This window comes from Agarilytica rhodophyticola (assembly GCF_002157225.2).
In the GTDB taxonomy this organism is placed as follows: domain Bacteria; phylum Pseudomonadota; class Gammaproteobacteria; order Pseudomonadales; family Cellvibrionaceae; genus Agarilytica; species Agarilytica rhodophyticola.
Genome location: NZ_CP020038.1, coordinates 4,752,352 through 4,771,141, shown reverse-complemented (window position 1 = coordinate 4,771,141; position 18,790 = coordinate 4,752,352). Strand labels below are relative to the sequence as shown.

General features: G+C 41.1%; 11 protein-coding genes. 9 read left to right on the top strand and 2 right to left on the bottom strand.

From position 1 onward, the window contains the following. The first annotated feature begins 3 nt into the window (after positions 1-3). The 4 genes from BVC89_RS19810 to BVC89_RS19795 all read left to right on the top strand — a co-directional run bounded on the left by BVC89_RS19810 (position 4) and on the right by BVC89_RS19795 (position 13,789). Positions 4-3,750, top strand: coding sequence for an AMP-binding protein (locus BVC89_RS19810; protein WP_086932861.1), 3,747 nt, complete (start codon positions 4-6; stop codon positions 3,748-3,750). A 1-nt stretch (position 3,751) separates the two neighbouring features. Beyond that, a complete protein-coding gene (locus BVC89_RS19805) occupies positions 3,752-8,107 on the top strand; it encodes a non-ribosomal peptide synthetase (protein WP_086932860.1) in 4,356 nt (1,451 codons plus the stop codon). Continuing rightward, the gene (locus BVC89_RS19800; RefSeq protein WP_158658041.1) at positions 8,104-9,816 is read left to right on the top strand and encodes a cyclic peptide export ABC transporter; all 1,713 of its coding nucleotides are present in this window, start codon (positions 8,104-8,106) and stop codon (positions 9,814-9,816) included. The genes BVC89_RS19805 and BVC89_RS19800 overlap by 4 nt, the downstream gene beginning before the upstream one ends. A gap of 199 nt (positions 9,817-10,015) precedes the next feature. Continuing rightward, entirely contained in the window at positions 10,016-13,789 is a 3,774-nt protein-coding gene (locus BVC89_RS19795) for an AMP-binding protein (RefSeq protein ID WP_086932858.1), read from the top strand. A gap of 366 nt (positions 13,790-14,155) precedes the next feature. Here the strand turns inward: BVC89_RS19795 and BVC89_RS30770 are convergent, their stop codons facing one another. Further along, a complete protein-coding gene (locus BVC89_RS30770; RefSeq protein ID WP_086932857.1) occupies positions 14,156-14,344 on the bottom strand; it encodes a site-specific integrase in 189 nt (62 codons plus the stop codon). 476 nt (positions 14,345-14,820) lie between these two features. On the opposite strand from BVC89_RS30770, the gene BVC89_RS19785 reads away from it, so the two are divergent. The 3 genes from BVC89_RS19785 (at position 14,821) to BVC89_RS19775 (ending at position 16,627) form a co-directional block, all read left to right on the top strand. Next, complete coding sequence (locus tag BVC89_RS19785; protein WP_216825016.1) at positions 14,821-15,408, top strand: hypothetical protein; 588 nt, start codon at positions 14,821-14,823, stop codon at positions 15,406-15,408. Positions 15,409-15,471: 63 nt separating this feature from the next. Then, a complete protein-coding gene (locus tag BVC89_RS19780; RefSeq protein ID WP_086932856.1) occupies positions 15,472-16,071 on the top strand; it encodes a macro domain-containing protein in 600 nt (199 codons plus the stop codon). An 85-nt stretch (positions 16,072-16,156) separates the two neighbouring features. Then, a complete protein-coding gene (locus BVC89_RS19775) occupies positions 16,157-16,627 on the top strand; it encodes a hypothetical protein (protein ID WP_086932855.1) in 471 nt (156 codons plus the stop codon). A gap of 383 nt (positions 16,628-17,010) precedes the next feature. Here the strand turns inward: BVC89_RS19775 and BVC89_RS30765 are convergent, their stop codons facing one another. Next, positions 17,011-17,199, bottom strand: coding sequence for a site-specific integrase (locus BVC89_RS30765; protein WP_086932854.1), 189 nt, complete (start codon positions 17,197-17,199; stop codon positions 17,011-17,013). Between the two features lie 447 nt (positions 17,200-17,646). On the opposite strand from BVC89_RS30765, the gene BVC89_RS19765 reads away from it, so the two are divergent. Together BVC89_RS19765 and BVC89_RS19760 are read left to right on the top strand one after the other, a co-directional pair. Further along, a complete protein-coding gene (locus tag BVC89_RS19765) occupies positions 17,647-18,237 on the top strand; it encodes a Crp/Fnr family transcriptional regulator (protein ID WP_086934685.1) in 591 nt (196 codons plus the stop codon). Between the two features lie 60 nt (positions 18,238-18,297). Further along, complete coding sequence (locus tag BVC89_RS19760; protein ID WP_086934684.1) at positions 18,298-18,744, top strand: methyltransferase family protein; 447 nt, start codon at positions 18,298-18,300, stop codon at positions 18,742-18,744. The last annotated feature ends 46 nt before the right edge of the window (positions 18,745-18,790 follow it).

Sequence of the window (18,790 nt, the reverse complement as noted above, 5' to 3'; positions counted from 1 at the left end):
ATTATGAAAGATACAGCACAGTGTTTGCGTTTATCGACGATACAACAGATAAATCTTGCAGGTTTTAATCATTGGCAGGGTGAATCCTTGAACTTGCCTACTATAGCTCTCTGCATCCGTATAGACGGGGTTCTTGACAATCAAGCTTTGCACAAAGCGATCACCGACGTCGTCGCGACACAAGATGCACTGCGTAGCCACTATCGTAAATTGCCGGGCATCGATGGTCTCGTACAAGAAGTGCTTACAATGGATGAAACATTGATTGCTTGGCAAATTCACGAGGCTGAAGCCCTGTTAGAGTTAAGCTCGCAATTTGCATCACAAGCACATTTAGCACAAGCAAATATAGCGCAAGCTCTGGTGAGTAAAGTTATGGCAGATTCTGCCGTAGAAAATGAAAATAGCAGTCAAGATGAAAGACAAACCACCTTAAGCTGTGATCTTTTTCCAGGGGAAAATCAGGCTTGTCATTATTTAGTCGTAGCGATGCCGGCACTATCGGCTGATCGAGGAAGTCTGACTCGTTTTACTCGGGCGTTAGCCGCCGCTTATCAAAGTGACTATTACGTTGATGAAGATGAATTCATTGGCTACCCGCAGTTTTCTGAGTGGCTTTATGACATGGCCGAAGATGAAACAGCAGAACAAGCCCATAGCTTTTGGCAAAAACATACCGCCGCAGCAAAAGAGCAAGGGCTGCCTGAGTTTTTATTAAAACGCTCACACACAAATCATGCTTACTGCTATTCCAATCCTGAAGATTATGCACCACTGTGCGAAAGTCTAAGCCCGGAGTTACGACAGCAGTTAGTGACACTTGCGCAGGAAAAAGTGCACATGGATGAAGATGCCTGCCAAGATGATAGTGACCCGCTAGAGAGTTTGTTGCTCCTTGCCTGGGCCTCCTTACTCAGTCGTCATACACAGACAAATACTGTACATATAAGTTGGTTACATGATTGTCGTGAAGATTATGAGGAATTAACATCGAGTTTTGGCTTATTCTTGCGCCCATTACCTGTTACTTTGAATTTTCCACCTGAAGCTTCTTTAGCTAACACTCTGCCACGTATAACAGAGCACATGGCTTCGATGCGTGAATGGCAGGAGATGGCACCTTCAGATCCTGAGCTATTAAAAATATTTAGTCATTTTGCCTATGAATTTAGCGCTGGCGAAGGTGCTGTAAAAAACGAAACCTTCGCAACAAGCTCTGTCCCAGCGACTCTAAATTTTGCTTCTGCTGCGCTAGCACTGGCCCAAGAACCTTTTGCTTTGCGTTTACACTGTCAGTTAGATATGTGTGGCGAAGAGAGTAGAAAAGAAAATGATCTCTCACTGCAACTTGATTATGATTCGACACGGATTGACCGAGGAGCTGCTGCTCTATTATTACAACAGTTTCTTTGCCTGTTAAAAAATATAGCAAGTCAATCCTCACAAAACCTTACAAAATACAGCATTATTGGTGAACAAGAACGAGCTTGGCGTTCTGCTCTGCATCGAAGTGATATATCTAATAACACACTTGTTGATAGCAATAGTAATGTGCCAAAGCAAATTACGCATATTGCTCAACATTACCCCGATGCCTTGGCTCTAATTGATGATCATCAGCGTTGGCGTTATTATGATCTCGAACGCGACAGCAATCAGCTGGCACATGCTTTAATAGCGAAAGGCGTGGATTACAACTCTAAGGTAGCCATTTGTTTAGAACGCACGGGAAATTATATTGTTACTTTATTGGCAGTATTAAAAGCAGGTGCTTGTTTTATTCCATTAGAACCGCAGCAGCCTATCGGTAGGGTGAGAAGCATAGTTGAAGATGCCGAGGCATTTTTAATTACCGCTACCGATAGTGTAGCCGGTGTTTCCAGTGATGAATTCTTTCAAACGTTCAACGACGGCCAAAACTGGAAAGCGTCTCGTCATCTTATACTTAGTATTCTTGTACAAGAATATACAAATCCTCAAAAAAATGAGAATGGGGCTAGTGAAGATTATAAGCCGTCTTCACAACTATTTCCAAAACTACCGCCGCAGAGAATTATTACCTCTAAGAGTCCAGCTTATATTATTTATACCTCAGGCACTACCGGTCGTCCCAAGGGGGTTGTTATTGAGCACGGGCAGTTAAATCACTATATTGCAGGGGCGGTAGAGAACCTTGAGCTTAATACGCTTAAATTTAATACTGCTTCTTTAGATCCCTTAAAAATAAATAAAGAAGCCGTTGGTAAAGACGGCGACTCTTCTTGGCGCTCTTCTTGGCACTATGGCTTAAGCTCAACTCTAGTGGCGGATCTTGGTAATACGATGATTTTTCCTGCCTTATGCACGGGGGGATGTTTACATATCCTCGATCAAGCCACCTGCATTCAAAGTGAATTATTAAATAAACGCGCTCAGCAGATGCCCTTAGATTGCATGAAAATTGTGCCTTCCCATCTTGACGCTTTACTAGGTAGCGAAGAACTTGATGACAGTATTTCTTTTTTGCCGAAAAAACGTTTAATTTTAGGAGGAGAATCCTGCCCACCAAAGCTCCTTCAAAAAATACGTGCAGCCTCTCTTAAGTTATCAAATAAGCAATTATCAAATAGTACGTTACGTATTTTTAATCATTACGGGCCAACCGAAACTACAGTGGGTGTTCTAGTCAAAGAATTGCCAAAAGAAATCGATCAGGACTATGACTTAAACTCACCGGTTTCTCTTGAGCAGGTGATGCCTGGAAGTCATATCTACGTGCTAGATTCGACTATGCAGATAGCTGCTACTGGCACTGTGGGTGAAGTTTATATCGGCGGAGCACAGTTGAGTTCTGGGTATTTGCACAAGCCGGCTATTTCTGCCGCCGTTATGTTACCCGATCCTTTTGCTAACACGCCCGGCGTGCGTATGTATCGCAGTGGCGACTTGGCAAGGGTACAGGCTAATGGTGATATTACACTTTTAGGTAGACGTGATCACCAGTTGAAAATTCGCGGTTATCGCATCGAAAGTGGTGAAATTGAAGCGTTACTAATGCGTCATAAGAGCGTAAATAAAGCGTTAGTTATGGTGGCATCTCAAGGGGAGAATGAACAATTGATAGCTTATCTTACAGTGGCTAGTGATTATGCTAGTCATGATAACGCTGGCAATGAGCAACAAACATTTGATCGTGATGCGCTGATAACTTACCTAAAACAGCACGTGCCAGACTATATGGTGCCCCAGCAGTTTATCGTGCTCGATACAATGCCTATTACTGCAAACGGTAAGGTTGACAGAAAAGCGCTACCCGCAGCACCATTAATAAAAACCACTTTTATTGCGCCGAGAAATAATTTAGAAAAATTATTAGTGAATATTTGGCAAGAGCAATTACGTGTCGATTCTTTAGGTGTACAACACAATTTCTTTGACATGGGAGGGCATTCCTTATTAGCGATAAAAATTTCCGCTCGTATATGTCGTTTATTACAGATGGAATTAGCACCGGGAATTGTTTTCGAACATCCTTCAGTCGCCCAGTTAGCCGAAGCCATAATCGCTCGCGAAAGTGCACCGGGTAAAACCGAAGCCACCGCTCGTATACGTCTTAAATTACAACAGATGACACCAGAGCAAAGGGCAGCTTTGGCGGCACAAAAAAAAGTATCTGGCAATGTAAGCGAAGGTGAAAAAAGTGAAAGTGCGATAGATTCTGGCAAGAGTGAAAATAAAGCTGAAGTGAAAGCAGAGAACGAGGCGGTATAACATGACGATCGATAACGCTTTTGAGGAAGATGATTTACTCGCACTATTACTCGCAGAGGAGGGTTTTGACGAGTCTTCCAATACTGTAGTCACTAATACAACTGTTTGCCAAACAGCCGCCTCACACACCGTTATTGCTAAGCGTCCAAATCTGCAATGGGCACCTATGTCTTTTTCCCAACAGCGCCTATGGGTGCTCGATCAGTTGGAAGCTAATCGCCAAAACTATGTTATTCCACGTTTATTTAAACTGAGTGGAAATTTGGATGTGACGGCACTTACGCGTAGTTTTAAAAGCTTGACGGATCGGCATGAAGTATTTCGGACGAGCTTTTCTCAGCGCGATGGTGAAACCGTGCAAGTAATACATGAGGATGCTGCTTTTGTGGTGAACACCCATGACCTTCGCGACGAGCATGATAAAAAGGTATTGCACGATTTTATTAATATGTTAAGCGAGCGACCTTTCAATTTGAGCCAGCCGCCGTTATTACGAGCTGATTTAATCACTTGGTATGACCAAGAATTCTATCTTGTGTTGGCGATTCATCATATCATCTCTGATGCTTGGTCAAATACTATTTTCTTGCGTGAATTTACGCAACTGTACCAGGACTTTAGCGCTGGTGGTTTACCCCAATTACCAGCAATAAAAATTCAATATGGCGATTATGCTCACTGGCAGCGCTCCTATCTTCAAGGAGAAACTTTACAAAAACAGGAAATGTTTTGGCGGCAGCAATTGGATGATTGTGACGTAGTGTTATCCCTGCCTTGTGATTATCCTCGCCCAGCAACAAGACGGTTTGTTGGTGCTCAGCATCCGTTTACGCTGAGTCGTGAGGACAGCCAAGGTGTACGTGACTTAGCTAAGAAGCAACACACGACACCGTTTATTGTGTTATTGAGTCTTTATCAGGTGTTATTGTCTCGCTTTGCCGGGCAGAATGATATTCGCGTGGGAGTGCCGGTAGCGAATCGTCAACGACTTGAGATTGAAGATACCATAGGTTTTTTTGTCAATACTCAGGTCATGCGTTTGCTGCTTACATCTCAAATGAATTACCAGCAAGCGATACAACAGTGCCATCAGCGTTTCTTAGCTGCACAGGATTATCAAGATTTTCCCTTCGAATATTTAGTCGATAGCATAAGCCCTGAGCGAGATTTAAGCCGCAGTCCTTTGTTTCAGGTAATGTTCGACTATAAGCAAGCCAATGCTTTAAAAGGAGAGTCTTTGTCACTTGGCGATTTACATATCTCCACAGAAGCGCTACCAAATACTAATGCTAAGTTTGACCTTACGCTGTCTATACTTGATCATGAAGATGGTTTTGTCGGCCATCTTGAATATAATGCCGACATTTTTTCCAGCGCTACCATAGCGGCACTCTTGCGCAGTTATTTAGCGCTACTATCTCAGGTATTGGCAACGCCTGAACAACTAATTCATCGTCTGAGTTATCTCGATAAATCCGACTTTCAACGTCAAGTCTATAACATTAATCAAACTGCTTATCCTTTGGCCGGGGAAACGGTTATCTCACAGTTTGAGCAGCAGGCATACATGCAACCTTCAGCGATTGCGCTAGAGGATTCTGCTGGCAGCATGACTTATGCTGATCTTAATCGACAAGCGAACTGTTTGGCTCATTTTTTTATTGCTCTTAAATCAGAACGGCCACAACAAGTAGAACCGATTGTTGCTTTGTCCATCGAGCGCAAGCGTGAATTAGTGATTGCTATGCTAGCGGCATTTAAAGCGGGCTGTGCTTATTTACCTCTCGATCCGACTCACCCCTCAGAACGCCGAGCATTTATGATCAAACAATGTCAGGCACTTTGTATTTTAGGGTCGCGAGACAAAGCACAGGATAAAAGGGTGGCTGATAGTGCCCCTTACTATCAGATAGAAACCATACTTGAACAGTTGGTTCTACTGGATAAAGTGACAGACACGCGAAAAGAAAATCCTGAGGTGCCTTATCATCCAGAGCAGCTTGCTTATACTATTTTTACCTCAGGTTCTACTGGAAAACCTAAAGGTGTACAAATAAGCCAGCAAGCTTTGGTGAACTTCCTAAGGGCCTATCAACGTAAGCTTAGTCTTACACCTGTAGATAATTGGTTGGCGATTACGACCATTGCCTTTGATATTGCCGCACTAGAAATATTATTGCCTTTGGTGAACGGAGCTTCTGTGGTTATTGCTAACGAAGAACAGCGGCGTGATCCCGAAGCACTTATCGAAATGATTGGACAGCATAATATTAGTGTTTTTCAAGCGACACCTGCAACGTGGAATCTATTAATACATAACCAAACTAAATGGCCTAAGCACGCAAGTACGATGACTTTTCTAAGTGGTGGTGAAGCCCTTCCAGGAGCATTAGCAGAGCAGCTTTTGGCCATAGGCATGATAGATACCAAAGGCGCAAAGAGTACGAATGATGTAAAAAGTATAGACGCAGAGAGACGTGGAGAAGGTGTGAAAGGAATAAGGTTGTTTAATGAATATGGCCCAACTGAAGCGACTATTTATACCGGGCTATACTCCGTTTTATCTTCTGCTACGCCATCTGGTGAAAAGTTTCCCTCCGTGTTGCCTATTGGCAAACCCCATGATAACACAGGCTATTATATATTAGATGATAGCTTGTCACTAGTTCCTAGTGGGGCGGTAGGTATTTTATATATTAGCGGTATACAACTGGCGAGAGCTTATCTTAAACAGCCAAAACTTACTGCTGCTGCATTTATTCCCAACCCTTTTGCCAATGACGGTAGCCGCATATACAACAGTGGTGATCGTGTTCGCTTGCGAGAAGATGGTAATCTGGAATACTTAAGCCGTAACGATGGCCAAATTAAATTACATGGGCATCGTATTGAAATTCGTGAAATTGAACACTGTCTGCAACAACACCCTAAAGTCCGTAAAGCCATTGTTACTTTGCGAGCAGAAGTTGAAAATCCTTTTCTCGCCGCTTACTGGTTGCTTGAAGACGATGACGATAAAAATAAAGAAACCATCAATAGTGGCGCAGCTGAGAAACAAATAGAAGAAGCGCTCAAACGCCATTTGCAAAGTCAACTTCCTGATTACATGATACCCAAAGCCTTTCATCGTCTTGATAGCATTCCTCTTAACACTAACGGCAAAGTGGACAAACATGCGTTACCTGAAGTAGACGCTCAGACTTTTTCTTCTTATGAAGCGCCGACAAACCCAATAGAACAGCGCCTGGTTAGCTTATGGTGTGCAGCCTTGCAACGGGATCGTATTGGTATTGACGACAACTTTTTTGAAATAGGGGGGGACTCCATGGCAGCGATTAAAGCCATGGGAGACATTCGTGTTGCCTTCAATCAAGCACTTCCTGTCACCAGTATTTTTCAACGCCAAACTATTCGTACTTTTGCACTGCTTTTGTCTGCTAAGGCTAGTGAGGAAGGGCAGGGATATGCCCAGGTAATTGCGCTTAATACTGCTAATAAAAATGTACCTCGAGTGTTTTGTTTCCACCCGGCAGGCGGTCATGTAAATTGTTATCGTGATATGGCACGAAAACTAAGCCCGGTGATAGAAGTTATGGGTATCCAAGCTCAAGATTTATTATCGGGTGAAAAAATTCCTCGTTCGATGGAATCCTTAGTCGCAGATTATGCCCGCCAAATAAAACGTGTATCGCCGCAAGGGCCTTATTATTTAATGGGGTGGTGCCTGGGTGGTCATATTGCGTTAGCGGTGGCTGAGTATCTAGAGAAACAGGATGGCAACGAGCAAGTCACGTGGGTAGGTGTCGTTGACTATGATCCGAAATTTTACGAACTGCGAAGCCGTGACACAGATGACGATGTAGACGAATTATTTAGAGATTTTCTCAATTATATTAACAATGAAGGTATCAATATTTCTTCAGTACTGATTGATCATATCCAAGAGTTATTAGCACCTCTGGACTATGAACAGGGCATCGATCAACTGATCGAATACGGTCTTCGCCAAGGCTATTTAGGGCGCGAATATAATCATGCACAGTTAAAAGTAAAATTTATGGCAGACAAACAGGCCAGTCGTTTAGTGAAAAATAATAAAGTACCTTGTGTGGAGAGTGAATTAACCGTGTGGATGACAGAGCAAAAATTGGCGGGTCGACCACAGATAGAAAAAGATTGGCAACTCTATACTGCTAAAGATCTAACATTACACCGCTCTGGGGAAAGCCATTTTTCCATACTAAAAAGTACAGAGCTGCTTCAGTCAATACAAGACACAATTTTAAAGAAGTTCGAGCACAATAAACATCTTAGTACTGATAATCTAGCGCTAGCTACCCAGGAATCTGTGCAGTGAAACTATTTCGAGTATTATTTGAAAATTCCACACGTCTATTGTTATTGGCAATCGTAATTGGTGGCTTAAGCGCTTTTATGGGTATTAGCTTGATTGCCCTGATCAACCAGATGATTGAGCAATATCGCGCAGATTTTTCGGCCTATGGTTGGCGTTTTATCTTTTTACTTGTTGGTCTATTAGCCTCTGGGCTTGTAACTCAAATGTTACTTTCTAGTATTGGACAACGCATAATTTATCGCTTGCGCATGGCGATGGTAAATCGTGTTTTGGCTTCCGAAATAGAAGATCAAGAGCGAGCGGGAGCGCATCGATTATATGCAGTATTGACTAAAGATATTAATGATATTGGTGTAGCATTTAGCCGTTTGCCTTTGGCCCTTTACAATACATTATTACTACTAGGTTGTATTGGATATCTTGCTTACCTGTCACTTCCATTTTTACTCTTAACTCTCGCTACAACGGTACTAGGGCTGGTGGTAGACCGCATTTTTACTCGCAAAATGGTATTGTTCTTTAAACGTTCTCGTGAACTTGAAGATACTATGTTTAAACAATATGAAGCGGTTATTCACGGGTGTAACGAATTAAAAATAGACAGCGCTAGACGCCATTATGTGTATGAAAAATTGTTGCGGCCAGCAGCGCAAGACTACCGCAAAACCAAGCGTCGTGCAGACATTCTCTGGGCGTTTAAGCTCAATTGGACGGTTGCTTTGATCTTTAGTTTGATGGGAGTGATAGTATTTTTAGGGGTTGAAGTATTCCAAGCACCGTTGGAAGTGATTACAGGCTTTGTACTGGCCATCATGTTCTTGCGTACACCTATCACTATTTTGATTGATATGGTTCCGACAATTATCGCAGGCAGCGTCTCGCTTAATAAAATTGAACAGCTTAACTTGGCTGAATTTAATCAGGCTTATACCACCAATGATTCTAGTTTAGTGGCAACAGATGATATAACATCTTTTACAACACTGGAGCTAAAGAAAATTGCTTATACGTATCCCTCTGATAATGTAAAAGATGATTATCGCTTTGCCTTAAAGCCTCTAGATCTAACGATTAACTCAGGTGAAACCTTATTTATAATAGGGGGTAATGGTAGCGGTAAATCTACTTTTGCTAAACTGCTACTGGGTCTTTATCATTGCTCGCAGGGTGAAATATTACTCAATGATAAACTCATCGGAAAAGAAGAACTGCCTTGGTATCGCAGCCATTTTGTTAGTGTTCTCTCGAACTTCTATTTATTTGACCATACCTTTGTGCCAGAAGGAAATAGTGTCTCAAATACTAAAAAAGATGAGCTGGCTCACCATTATCTAAGACGCTTGGAATTACATGAAAAAGTTACTATAAAAAACGGTGTCCTATCTACCACCGATTTATCTGTTGGCCAGCGTAAGCGTTTAGCTTTGTTAAATGTTTATTTGTCGCCTTCTCCATTGGTGTTGCTCGATGAGTGGGCTGCCGATCAAGATCCAAGATTTCGCCAGTTCTTTTATCATGAGCTGTTACCAGAAATGAAAAAAATGGGTAAAACCATAATTGCTATTACTCATGATGATAAGTATTTTGACTGTGCTGATAGGATCTTTCGTTTTGATGCGGGGGTTATGAGTGAAATTACAAAAAATAATAGCGTATCGGGCAACCAAGCACAGGCTACTATATCGCAGGATGCCGCACTGAATTTTTAGATGTTCACAGTGCAACAGCCATTCAGCCATTCAGCCATTTATATTATTGTAAGTCTGTTAATGTTTAATGGTTTAACTGGTTTCTTACTTAAATCGAATTTTTTGACCCATATCTCTCTTTTTTTCTTCAAAATGTATATGCAATTCTATCTGCGATGAAGAAAAGAGCTTTAATTTAAATCTATATTTGGAGTTAGCAATGCTTAAAACTGGCCAATCATCACTCGTTCATTGGTTAGAGAAAAAAAGAGAAATTCTAGGTGAACAAGAAAAAGTGCCAGCATATACTTATCTGCATGGCGAAGATTTTTTAGCCTTGGGCAAAGATATTTCTCTCGCAAATGATGAGCAATATCGCCGCTTAACTCATACAGATTTATTGGCAAAAGCAAAAGCGCTAGCGGCAAGAATTCAACAGCAGTGTTCTCAGGGTGAACGTGTGTTGTTACTATATCCACATAGCCTGGACTATATCATCGCGTTTTTTGCCTGTATTTATGCTGGGGTTATCGCTGTACCTTCCTATCCACCGGGCAATCGTCGTCGTTGGGGACGATTTGATTCGGTATTTAAAAATGCTGAGCCGGCGCTTATTTTAACTACCCAAAGCTCTAGTAAAAATATTGTCAGTTGGCAGCAAGAAAAATTAACCGACACGAGTATCCCAATATGGGAGACCGATAATATTGAATGTGGTGATTCAACATTGTGGCAATGGCCTGACAGCGAATCCGAGAGTATTGCTTTTTTGCAATATAGTTCGGGTTCGACAGGTACACCAAAAGGTGTGATGGTTAGCCATGCTAATATACTCAATAATTTGCAAGTGATTACCGATGGCTTTCAGTTAAGCAAAGAAGATGTTTGCGTGAGTTGGCTGCCGATATACCACGATATGGGGTTGATTGGTTCAGTACTTGAACCATTTTATCTAGGTATGAATATGTATATGATGTCGCCGTTAGATATTTTACAAAAACCTGGACGTTGGTTAAAAGCCATTAGCCAACTAGGTATAACGGCCTCTGGCGGCCCCAATTTTATTTATGATCATTGTATAAAACGTATTTCTGAGGAAGAAAAACAGCAATTAGATTTAAGTTCGTGGCGCTTAGCATTTAATGGTGCGGAGCCGATTAACACCACAACCTTAAAAAAGTTTTCTGAAGTTTTTGCGCCTTATGGCTTTAATGCCAAGGCGTTGACTCCTTGCTATGGTATGGCAGAAACAACGCTTATGGTAAGTAGCAAGGTAGCAAGTGAAGTTTACAAAACGTGTCCATCACCTGATACTTCATCTTTTGACTCGGCAACGGAGCTTACCAGTTCTGGTAGAGTTCACCATGATTACGATGTGAAAATTGTGCACCCTGACACTCAATTAGAGATGGCGTCCGGCCAAGTAGGAGAAATTTGGGTTAGTGGGCCTAGTGTTGCCAAGGGGTACTGGGGCCAACAAGAACTCAGTGAAAAAGTCTTCAAAGCGAGTGTGATAGGTAACGATAAAACCTATTTGCGTACTGGAGATTTGGGCTTTATTACCAATGATGAATTGGTAGTAACTGGCCGTCTTAAAGAATTAATTATTATTCGCGGACAGAACTATTATCCACAGGATATTGAGGCTTCTGTAAGTGAATGCCATCTTGCATTTAGTCGTGGCGATGGCGCTGCTTTTTCTGTTGAGGTCGAAGGCAGTGAACGATTAGTTGTAGTTCATGAGGTGAACCGTGGACGGATAACACAAGAAGAATCCGACAAGGTTGTGGCTGCGGTACGAGGCGCACTTGCTGAATCCCACCAATTACAATTACATGCATTGATACTGATAAAACCCGCATCATTATTGCGTACTACCAGCGGCAAAATACAGCGTGTGGCTATGAAAAAAGCTTATCTTGCAGGTCAACTCAAAACCGTATATCACTGGAGTGCCATAGATGAAGGAAAACAAAACCCAGTAAACCGACACCCAATAAATCAAAACATTGTTGACGCAGGTCTTCGCCAACAGAATAGTGAAGATGATGCAAAACTGCACAATATACTTAATTGGTTAAGAGAATATGCTGAAAAACGCATTAACTCAAAATTAATAGATGAACGCCGTTGTATCCCTCCTCATATTGTTTTGGATATGGGGAATAAGGGGCTTATGGGAGTTCAAATTCCTCAAAGTGATGGCGGTCTTGGTTTTAACCATAAACAAGCCATGAAGCTTTATCAGCAGCTTGGTGCGATCGATGCATCGTTGGCGCTATTTGTTGGACTAGGTAATGTATTAGGACTGCGTCCAATACAAGGTTTCGCTAATGAGAGGATGCGACAGTTATGGTTGAAAAACATAGCTAGTGGTCGCAACCTTGCAGCATTTGCTATAACTGAGCCTGGCGCTGGTTCCAATCCACTAGCGATGACTACCACCGCAGTTCGCGATAGTGAGGGTAATTTTTGTTTGAATGGCTGTAAAATCTGGAGTGGCACAGCAGCGTGGGCAAGTGTGATTCACGTCTTTGCTAAAACCTATGACGAACAAGGCAATAGTCTAGGCATTACAGCTTTTATGGTAGAGCAGGGGCTTGAAGGCTTGCAGTTGGGAGCAGAGGCTCTAACTATGGGGTTGCGTGGAACATCCCAATGTAAAGTTATATTTAACAACGTACGGCTTAATGCTGATGCGGTGCTTGGCAATATAGGTCAGGGCATGGTTGTTGCGCAAGATGCGATGAAATTTGGCCGTCTGGTAATAACAAGTGCGAGTATTGGTGGCATGAAACGCTGTGCGCAATTAATGGCACGTTATGCTAGGCGTCGGCAAATCAGCACTGGACGCCTACTGGATAACCCGGTAACCATTGAGCGACTTAATGATATCCAACATGCAATTATCGCTGTTGAGTCCTTAGTTAATCATATTGCCAGTTGTCTTGATCGTGGCATTGAGGTACCGATTGAACTTTATGCCGCTTGCAAAATTAGCGGCCCCGAATATTTTTGGCAAACGGTCGACCATCTAGTACAACTCTTAGGAGGCCGGGGTTATGTTGAAAATAATATTGCACCACAATTACTACGCGACGCTAGAATTTTACGAATATTCGAAGGCCCATCAGAAACATTAAGTATGTTTGTCGGTGCACGAGTACACAAACAAGCGGATGTATTTGTTAACTTTATTAAAGAATATTCTGATAATGCAAATGTGTGCGATGTGTTACGTCATGATCTTGAGCTACTGGCGACGAAGGTAAATGATAGCCACGCATTTGAAAAACAACTTGACGGCGAACGTTGGCTACATGAGCGCAGCGGACGCTTAGCTGTATTGGCTACATTAAAATCGGTACTTTCTAGTGATAATAATTTAACCCTTGAATGGCTTGATAGACAATACCATCAGATATTACAAAGTGCTCAAGCCTACTTATCGCAGTCTGCAAAAATGTCTGGTAATGATGTATTAGTAAATATTCTTGCTTACGAAAATGATATTGGTGATATTGAGCAAACACTAGCAGGCGAAGACCACGAGCTTGATCATTACCTTAAGAGTGGTGACGGAAATGACAGTAATAGTGATATTGCATCCCCTTCTTCTGAGTGGGTGCTAAATCATAATAAACAAATGGATGGGCAAACGCCGAGTTTGCTACAACAAGATATTGAGCGGTGGATGTGTCAATGGATTGCTAAGCGAGCCAACCTTGCATCTGATGAAATTGATGTGACTCAGGATTTTATTGCCTACGGTTTGGATTCTGTTGATGCGGTATCGTTAAGTCATGACCTAGAAAATGCCTTTGATTGTCAGGTGAATGCGGATCTTGCATGGACTTATCCGAATATTCTATCGGCCTCTCATTTCTTAGCAAAAAAATTACGTACAACTAGCACACCAAGTAGTGATTCAACAGCAGATACAAACAAACTCGATGCAAATAAAAAAGTTAAGTGGGAAGAAGGGGAAATATAGATCTAGGGCCTGTTCACAGTTGCACTCCTTGTGCCCAACGTCTTATCGTTGGATCACGCGCAAGGATGGAGAAGTGACTTCTCCATCCTTGCACCCTAAACCATGCATAATCTGATGGCAGATTAATCACTGATCAGGGGAGCATTCAGTGCTGCTCCTTATAACCTCGTCGATCAACCGTACACCCATTGGATACGCGCCAGTGTTTAGGCTGCTGGACTTCGACCACTGTATCGCCACTGGATAACGACCAAGGTACAGCCTTGGATATGGGAATATACGGAAGTTCGATGCATGTCTCATTCTATGTCCCGATTATAAACAACGGGCAGCCTATGGTATTGCTCGGCAGGTATGTAATCTAAATTATCCAGATTGACACCACATAAAGTGGCTGTATAAATATACGAGCGCATTTAACGAAGTACGTTGTGTGTTGACAGAGCAATAGTGTGTGTTGGATAAATCCGTGAGAAAGCTCTCAATCTGTTTTGATCCCATTACTTTGGGGTGCTGTTGATTATGAAAATATATAAGCCGCTTAACCCAATGAATGTAAGTTTACTCTATTCGATAAGCCAGACCATTTTTTCGCATATGCAGCCGAAGCTGATTAAGCAACCGTAGCGAACTTGGAAAAATAGTGACACGGATATCATCCATTATAATTAACCAAAATGCTGTATACAAAAACAGTTTTTCTGTTAAAGAGAATACCTTGGCAAGCCCAAAATCAGTAGACCGATTCTCTCGATCGGTTTATGATATCCTAACTCCCTGAAATATAAAGGATAAGTAATATTAATCAAGGGAAAAGTGTTGTGCCATATATTCTCTGATCTCTTGATCAAAAATATATGAATGGAGCCTTATCATCTAACCAATTGTTTTTATTAAAAAAATGCCTAAATTTAGTTAAGAGTTACTTTTGATCGAAAGAATCTTGATAAGTGTAATAGGTCTATTGATTAAACTGTTATAAGTCTTAAGTAATCATGAACACTAGATATTTAGATCGAGGATCTCCACTTTTGTATTGGGCAACAGAAATTGAAGCTGTTTGCCCAAAATGTTCTGGTGTTGGAGTCGTAAATGGAAATCCATATTGGAAAGATTGGCGAGCTACATTTTTATGCCATAGTTGTTCCCACTCTTTGAAAACTGATCGCGATGGTTGGCTCGGGCCTGTGTTAGGAATGGGGCGTCGCCCATGTGGTGCTTGTGGCTTCCAATGGGTACATGTGGAAAAAGTATTTGATGATGCTGCCAAAATAAAGAGAGAGTCTTCGAGTGCTAAGTGCCCAAAGTGCAAATCGGAAAACAAAGTACTCTTGAAGTTTACCCGCTCTGAACCATTAGATCATGCTATTGATCCTTTCTTTGGCTTAGAACTATCTTTAAAAGAACATACTCGTTATGGTACCGTTTGGGCTTATGGAGCACCTCACTTGGAACAATTAAAGCTTTATATCTCTGCTCATTTGAGAGAGGGAGGTGGTACAGAGTGGTCTTATTTTACAAAATTGCCTAAATGGTTAAAAACATCGAAAAATAGAGAGTTAGTCTTGAAAGCTATCGCTAAATTAGAGAAACGGCTTATAACAAAGCCATCAAATTGACCGCCTTACGCTGCGCTTCAGGAGGCAAATTATGGCGGTGTTACGTGTCTATAGGAGATATTATTGAAGTTTAAACTAGTCGCTTTTAATTTAGATCTATTTTATGCATGGAAAAAGTATTTCGATAGAGTTGAAGGTGTTGAAATAATAGATGGGGATATCCTCAAAGAAAAAGCTGATGCTATAGTTAGCCCTGCTAATAGCTTCGGGTATATGGATGGTGGATTGGATCTTAAATATAGCAAATATTTTGGTTGGGATTTAGAGACTAAAGTTAGAGACGTTCTAGAAAAGGAACATTTTGGAGAGTTGCCAGTAGGCAATGCAATCGTCGTAAATACGGGACGTCAAGATATTCCATTTCTCGTTAGTGCCCCGACCATGCGGGTTCCCTCAGATGTCAGTGAAACTGTAAATGCTTATTTAGCTTTTAAAGCTGTAATACAATCGTGTCTATTGCATAATAAAGGGAACACATTGAAAATTAATACTGTTTTATGTCCGGGACTAGGAACTGGAGAGGGAAAATTGCCAGCAGAAAAGTGCGCCAAGCAAATGTATGTGGCATACCAAACGGTACTTGGCGGTAAAGTTTTAAAAAATGGTGGTTTAGCAGCGGCAGTTAAAAGTCATATGGAATTGCTTCATACAGAAGACACGTAACAAGAAACTTCAGCCGAGCAATTTACGCTTCGCTCTAATTGCCCGCTGTGTCAGACGCTAGATTTCAATCAAAGGTAAGCTCTTTGTGGGAATAGATTTTTATAAGTTATCTAATCATGATAAAAAAGAGTATATTACTCCGTTAGAGAGCTACATGCTTTCCAATCATGTCATGCTGTTGTCATCTGACTGGTTTCTAGGCGCTTCTCTAAGTTTCTTGGTATGTGAGCCTCATGAAATATACGAGAATAAAGGTAGCTATAGTCATGCATTATTGGGTTCTTGGTCTGGAAACAAGCTTAAATGGGTTTCGGGAAAAGATGCAGATATAGAGCCAATATACTTAGAAGATGGTTGGATAGATTTAACAGCCGAAGTATTTTTGATGTTGCTAGAAATTGAACATGCTAATGCTCATGCACTTCTAAATGCAATCGGAAGTGACTCAGTAGCTTTAAAAGCTATTAAAAGCCTTTATAAAAAGTCTGGCTCGGAAGTATTCGAGAGTAAATTTGAGGAGTGTTTTGGGCGTCGCTGGAAAAAAAAAATATATTAGGCTTTTCTTGCTTTTCCACTTCTACACCAAAAACATAACAAAGCCATCAACGGTGAAGTACGGACTACGCTCCAATTTGTGTGATACTCGCTCCGCTCAAACATACCATACAAAAAACGTTCCACTGCACTCACTTTATAGCGGTGTATACATTAAAAGGAAATCCATGGGAGAAATAGACGACGAATTTTATAGTAGAGCCGATGCCCATATTCATCTGTCCAATGGCCAGATAAAAAAAGGTTGTCATGGGTAAAGTTAGTGCATCAAGCATGTATACAATAGCTAGGTTTAACACATGAGCTAATGCTTGTGGTTGGAAAAATCGCCATGAAATTATAAAAGCCTAAAAGGATATTCTTGAGTATTTTGTGTAATCTAAATTATCCAGATTGACACCACATAAAGTGGCTGTATAAATATACGAGCGCATTTAACGAAGTACGTTGTGTGTTGACAGAGCAATAGTGTGTGTTGGATAAATCTGCGAGAAAGCCCTCAATCTGTTTTGATCCCATTATTTTGGGGTGCTGTTGATTATGAAAATATATAAGCCGCTTAACCCAATGAATGTAAGTTTACTCTATTCGATAAGCCGGACCATTTTTTCGCATATGCAGCCGAAGCTGATCAAGCAACCGTAGCGAACTTGGAAAAATAGTGACACGGATATCATCCATTATAATTAACCAAAATGCTGTATACGAAAACAGTTTTTCTGTTAAAGAGAATACCTTGGCAAGCCCAAAATCAGTAGACCGATCCTCTCGATCAGTTTATGATATCCTAAGTCCCTGAAATATAAAGGATAAGTAATATTGATCAAGGGAAAAGCCTTGTGCCATATATTCTCTGATCTCTTGATCAAAAATATATGAATGGAGCCTTATCATCTAACCGATTGTTTTTATTAAAAAAATGCCTAAATTTAGTTAAGAGTTACTTTTGATCGAAAGAATAGTGATAAGTGTAATAGGTCTATTGATTAAACTGTTATGCGTTTAGACCCGAGTAAGCCGATGGAATATACTCACTACGAATTGTTACATGAAATTTTCTCGCAAATTGTACCGTTTGACCAAGTCGAATTAGATTTGGCATATCAGTATTTTACTTTTCAAACGTACAAACCGAAGGATTATATTTTTTCCTGCGGCGATGTCGTTCATGATATTCACTTTATAATTGATGGTATTGGGCGGTATTTTTATGTTGATAAAGAAGGTAACGAGCGAAACAAGTCTTTGGTCAGAAAAGGAGGTGCATTTTCTAGTGTCAGTTCTTTGGTAGAGGGGAGTCCCAGCCCTTTTTTCACACAAGCAATTACACCGTGCACCATCGGTTCAATAGAATACGAATGTTTAATTAAGCTTTCAAAAAGCAATTGTAACTGGGGTGACTTTCTTCGAAAAGTTTTCGAACGCCTCGTTTTAAAAAAAGAAGAAAGGGAGGCTGGGTTTTTATTGCTTAGCGCAAAAGAGCGCTATGAGCAGTTTTTAGTCGAATTCGGAGAGGAAAGCAGATTAATACCACTTCGTCATGTAGCGATGTATATTGGTGTAACTGATGTTACTTTGTCGCGAATTAGAAGAGAGATGGGTTTAACATAGGTTAAGGTAGTGATTGTGATAGCTCCGTATAGTAGTGCAATACTTTACTGGAAACTTGATATGAAAAAAATATTACCACCGGTTCTATTTGTACTTTTTATCATCGTTATGGGAGTGATATGCTGGGGAATGGGGGCTCCGCACAATATTGATTACCGATACAGCTTAATAGGATTGCCTTTTGTCGTTGCTGGTCTGACGCTTGCGGTTGAAGGGAAAACTCTATTCAGAAAATTAGGCACAAATATCATGACATTTGACGAGCCTGATAAACTGGTAACTGAAGGCGTTTTTAAATACACCAGAAATCCTATGTATCTTGGTCTTGTTGTCGCCATGCTGGGATTTTCCTTACTTATGGGGTCAGCAATTACATCTATACTGCTGACCGCGCTATTTTTGCTCATTACTGATCGGTGGTATATAGCCTTTGAAGAACAAGTAATGCATAGAAAATTTGGATTGGATTATGAAGAGTATTGTCGCAAAGTGCGGCGGTGGATTTAAAAGTGCATAACAATTCGTTGTACTGAATTCAGCCTATTGTTGCGGT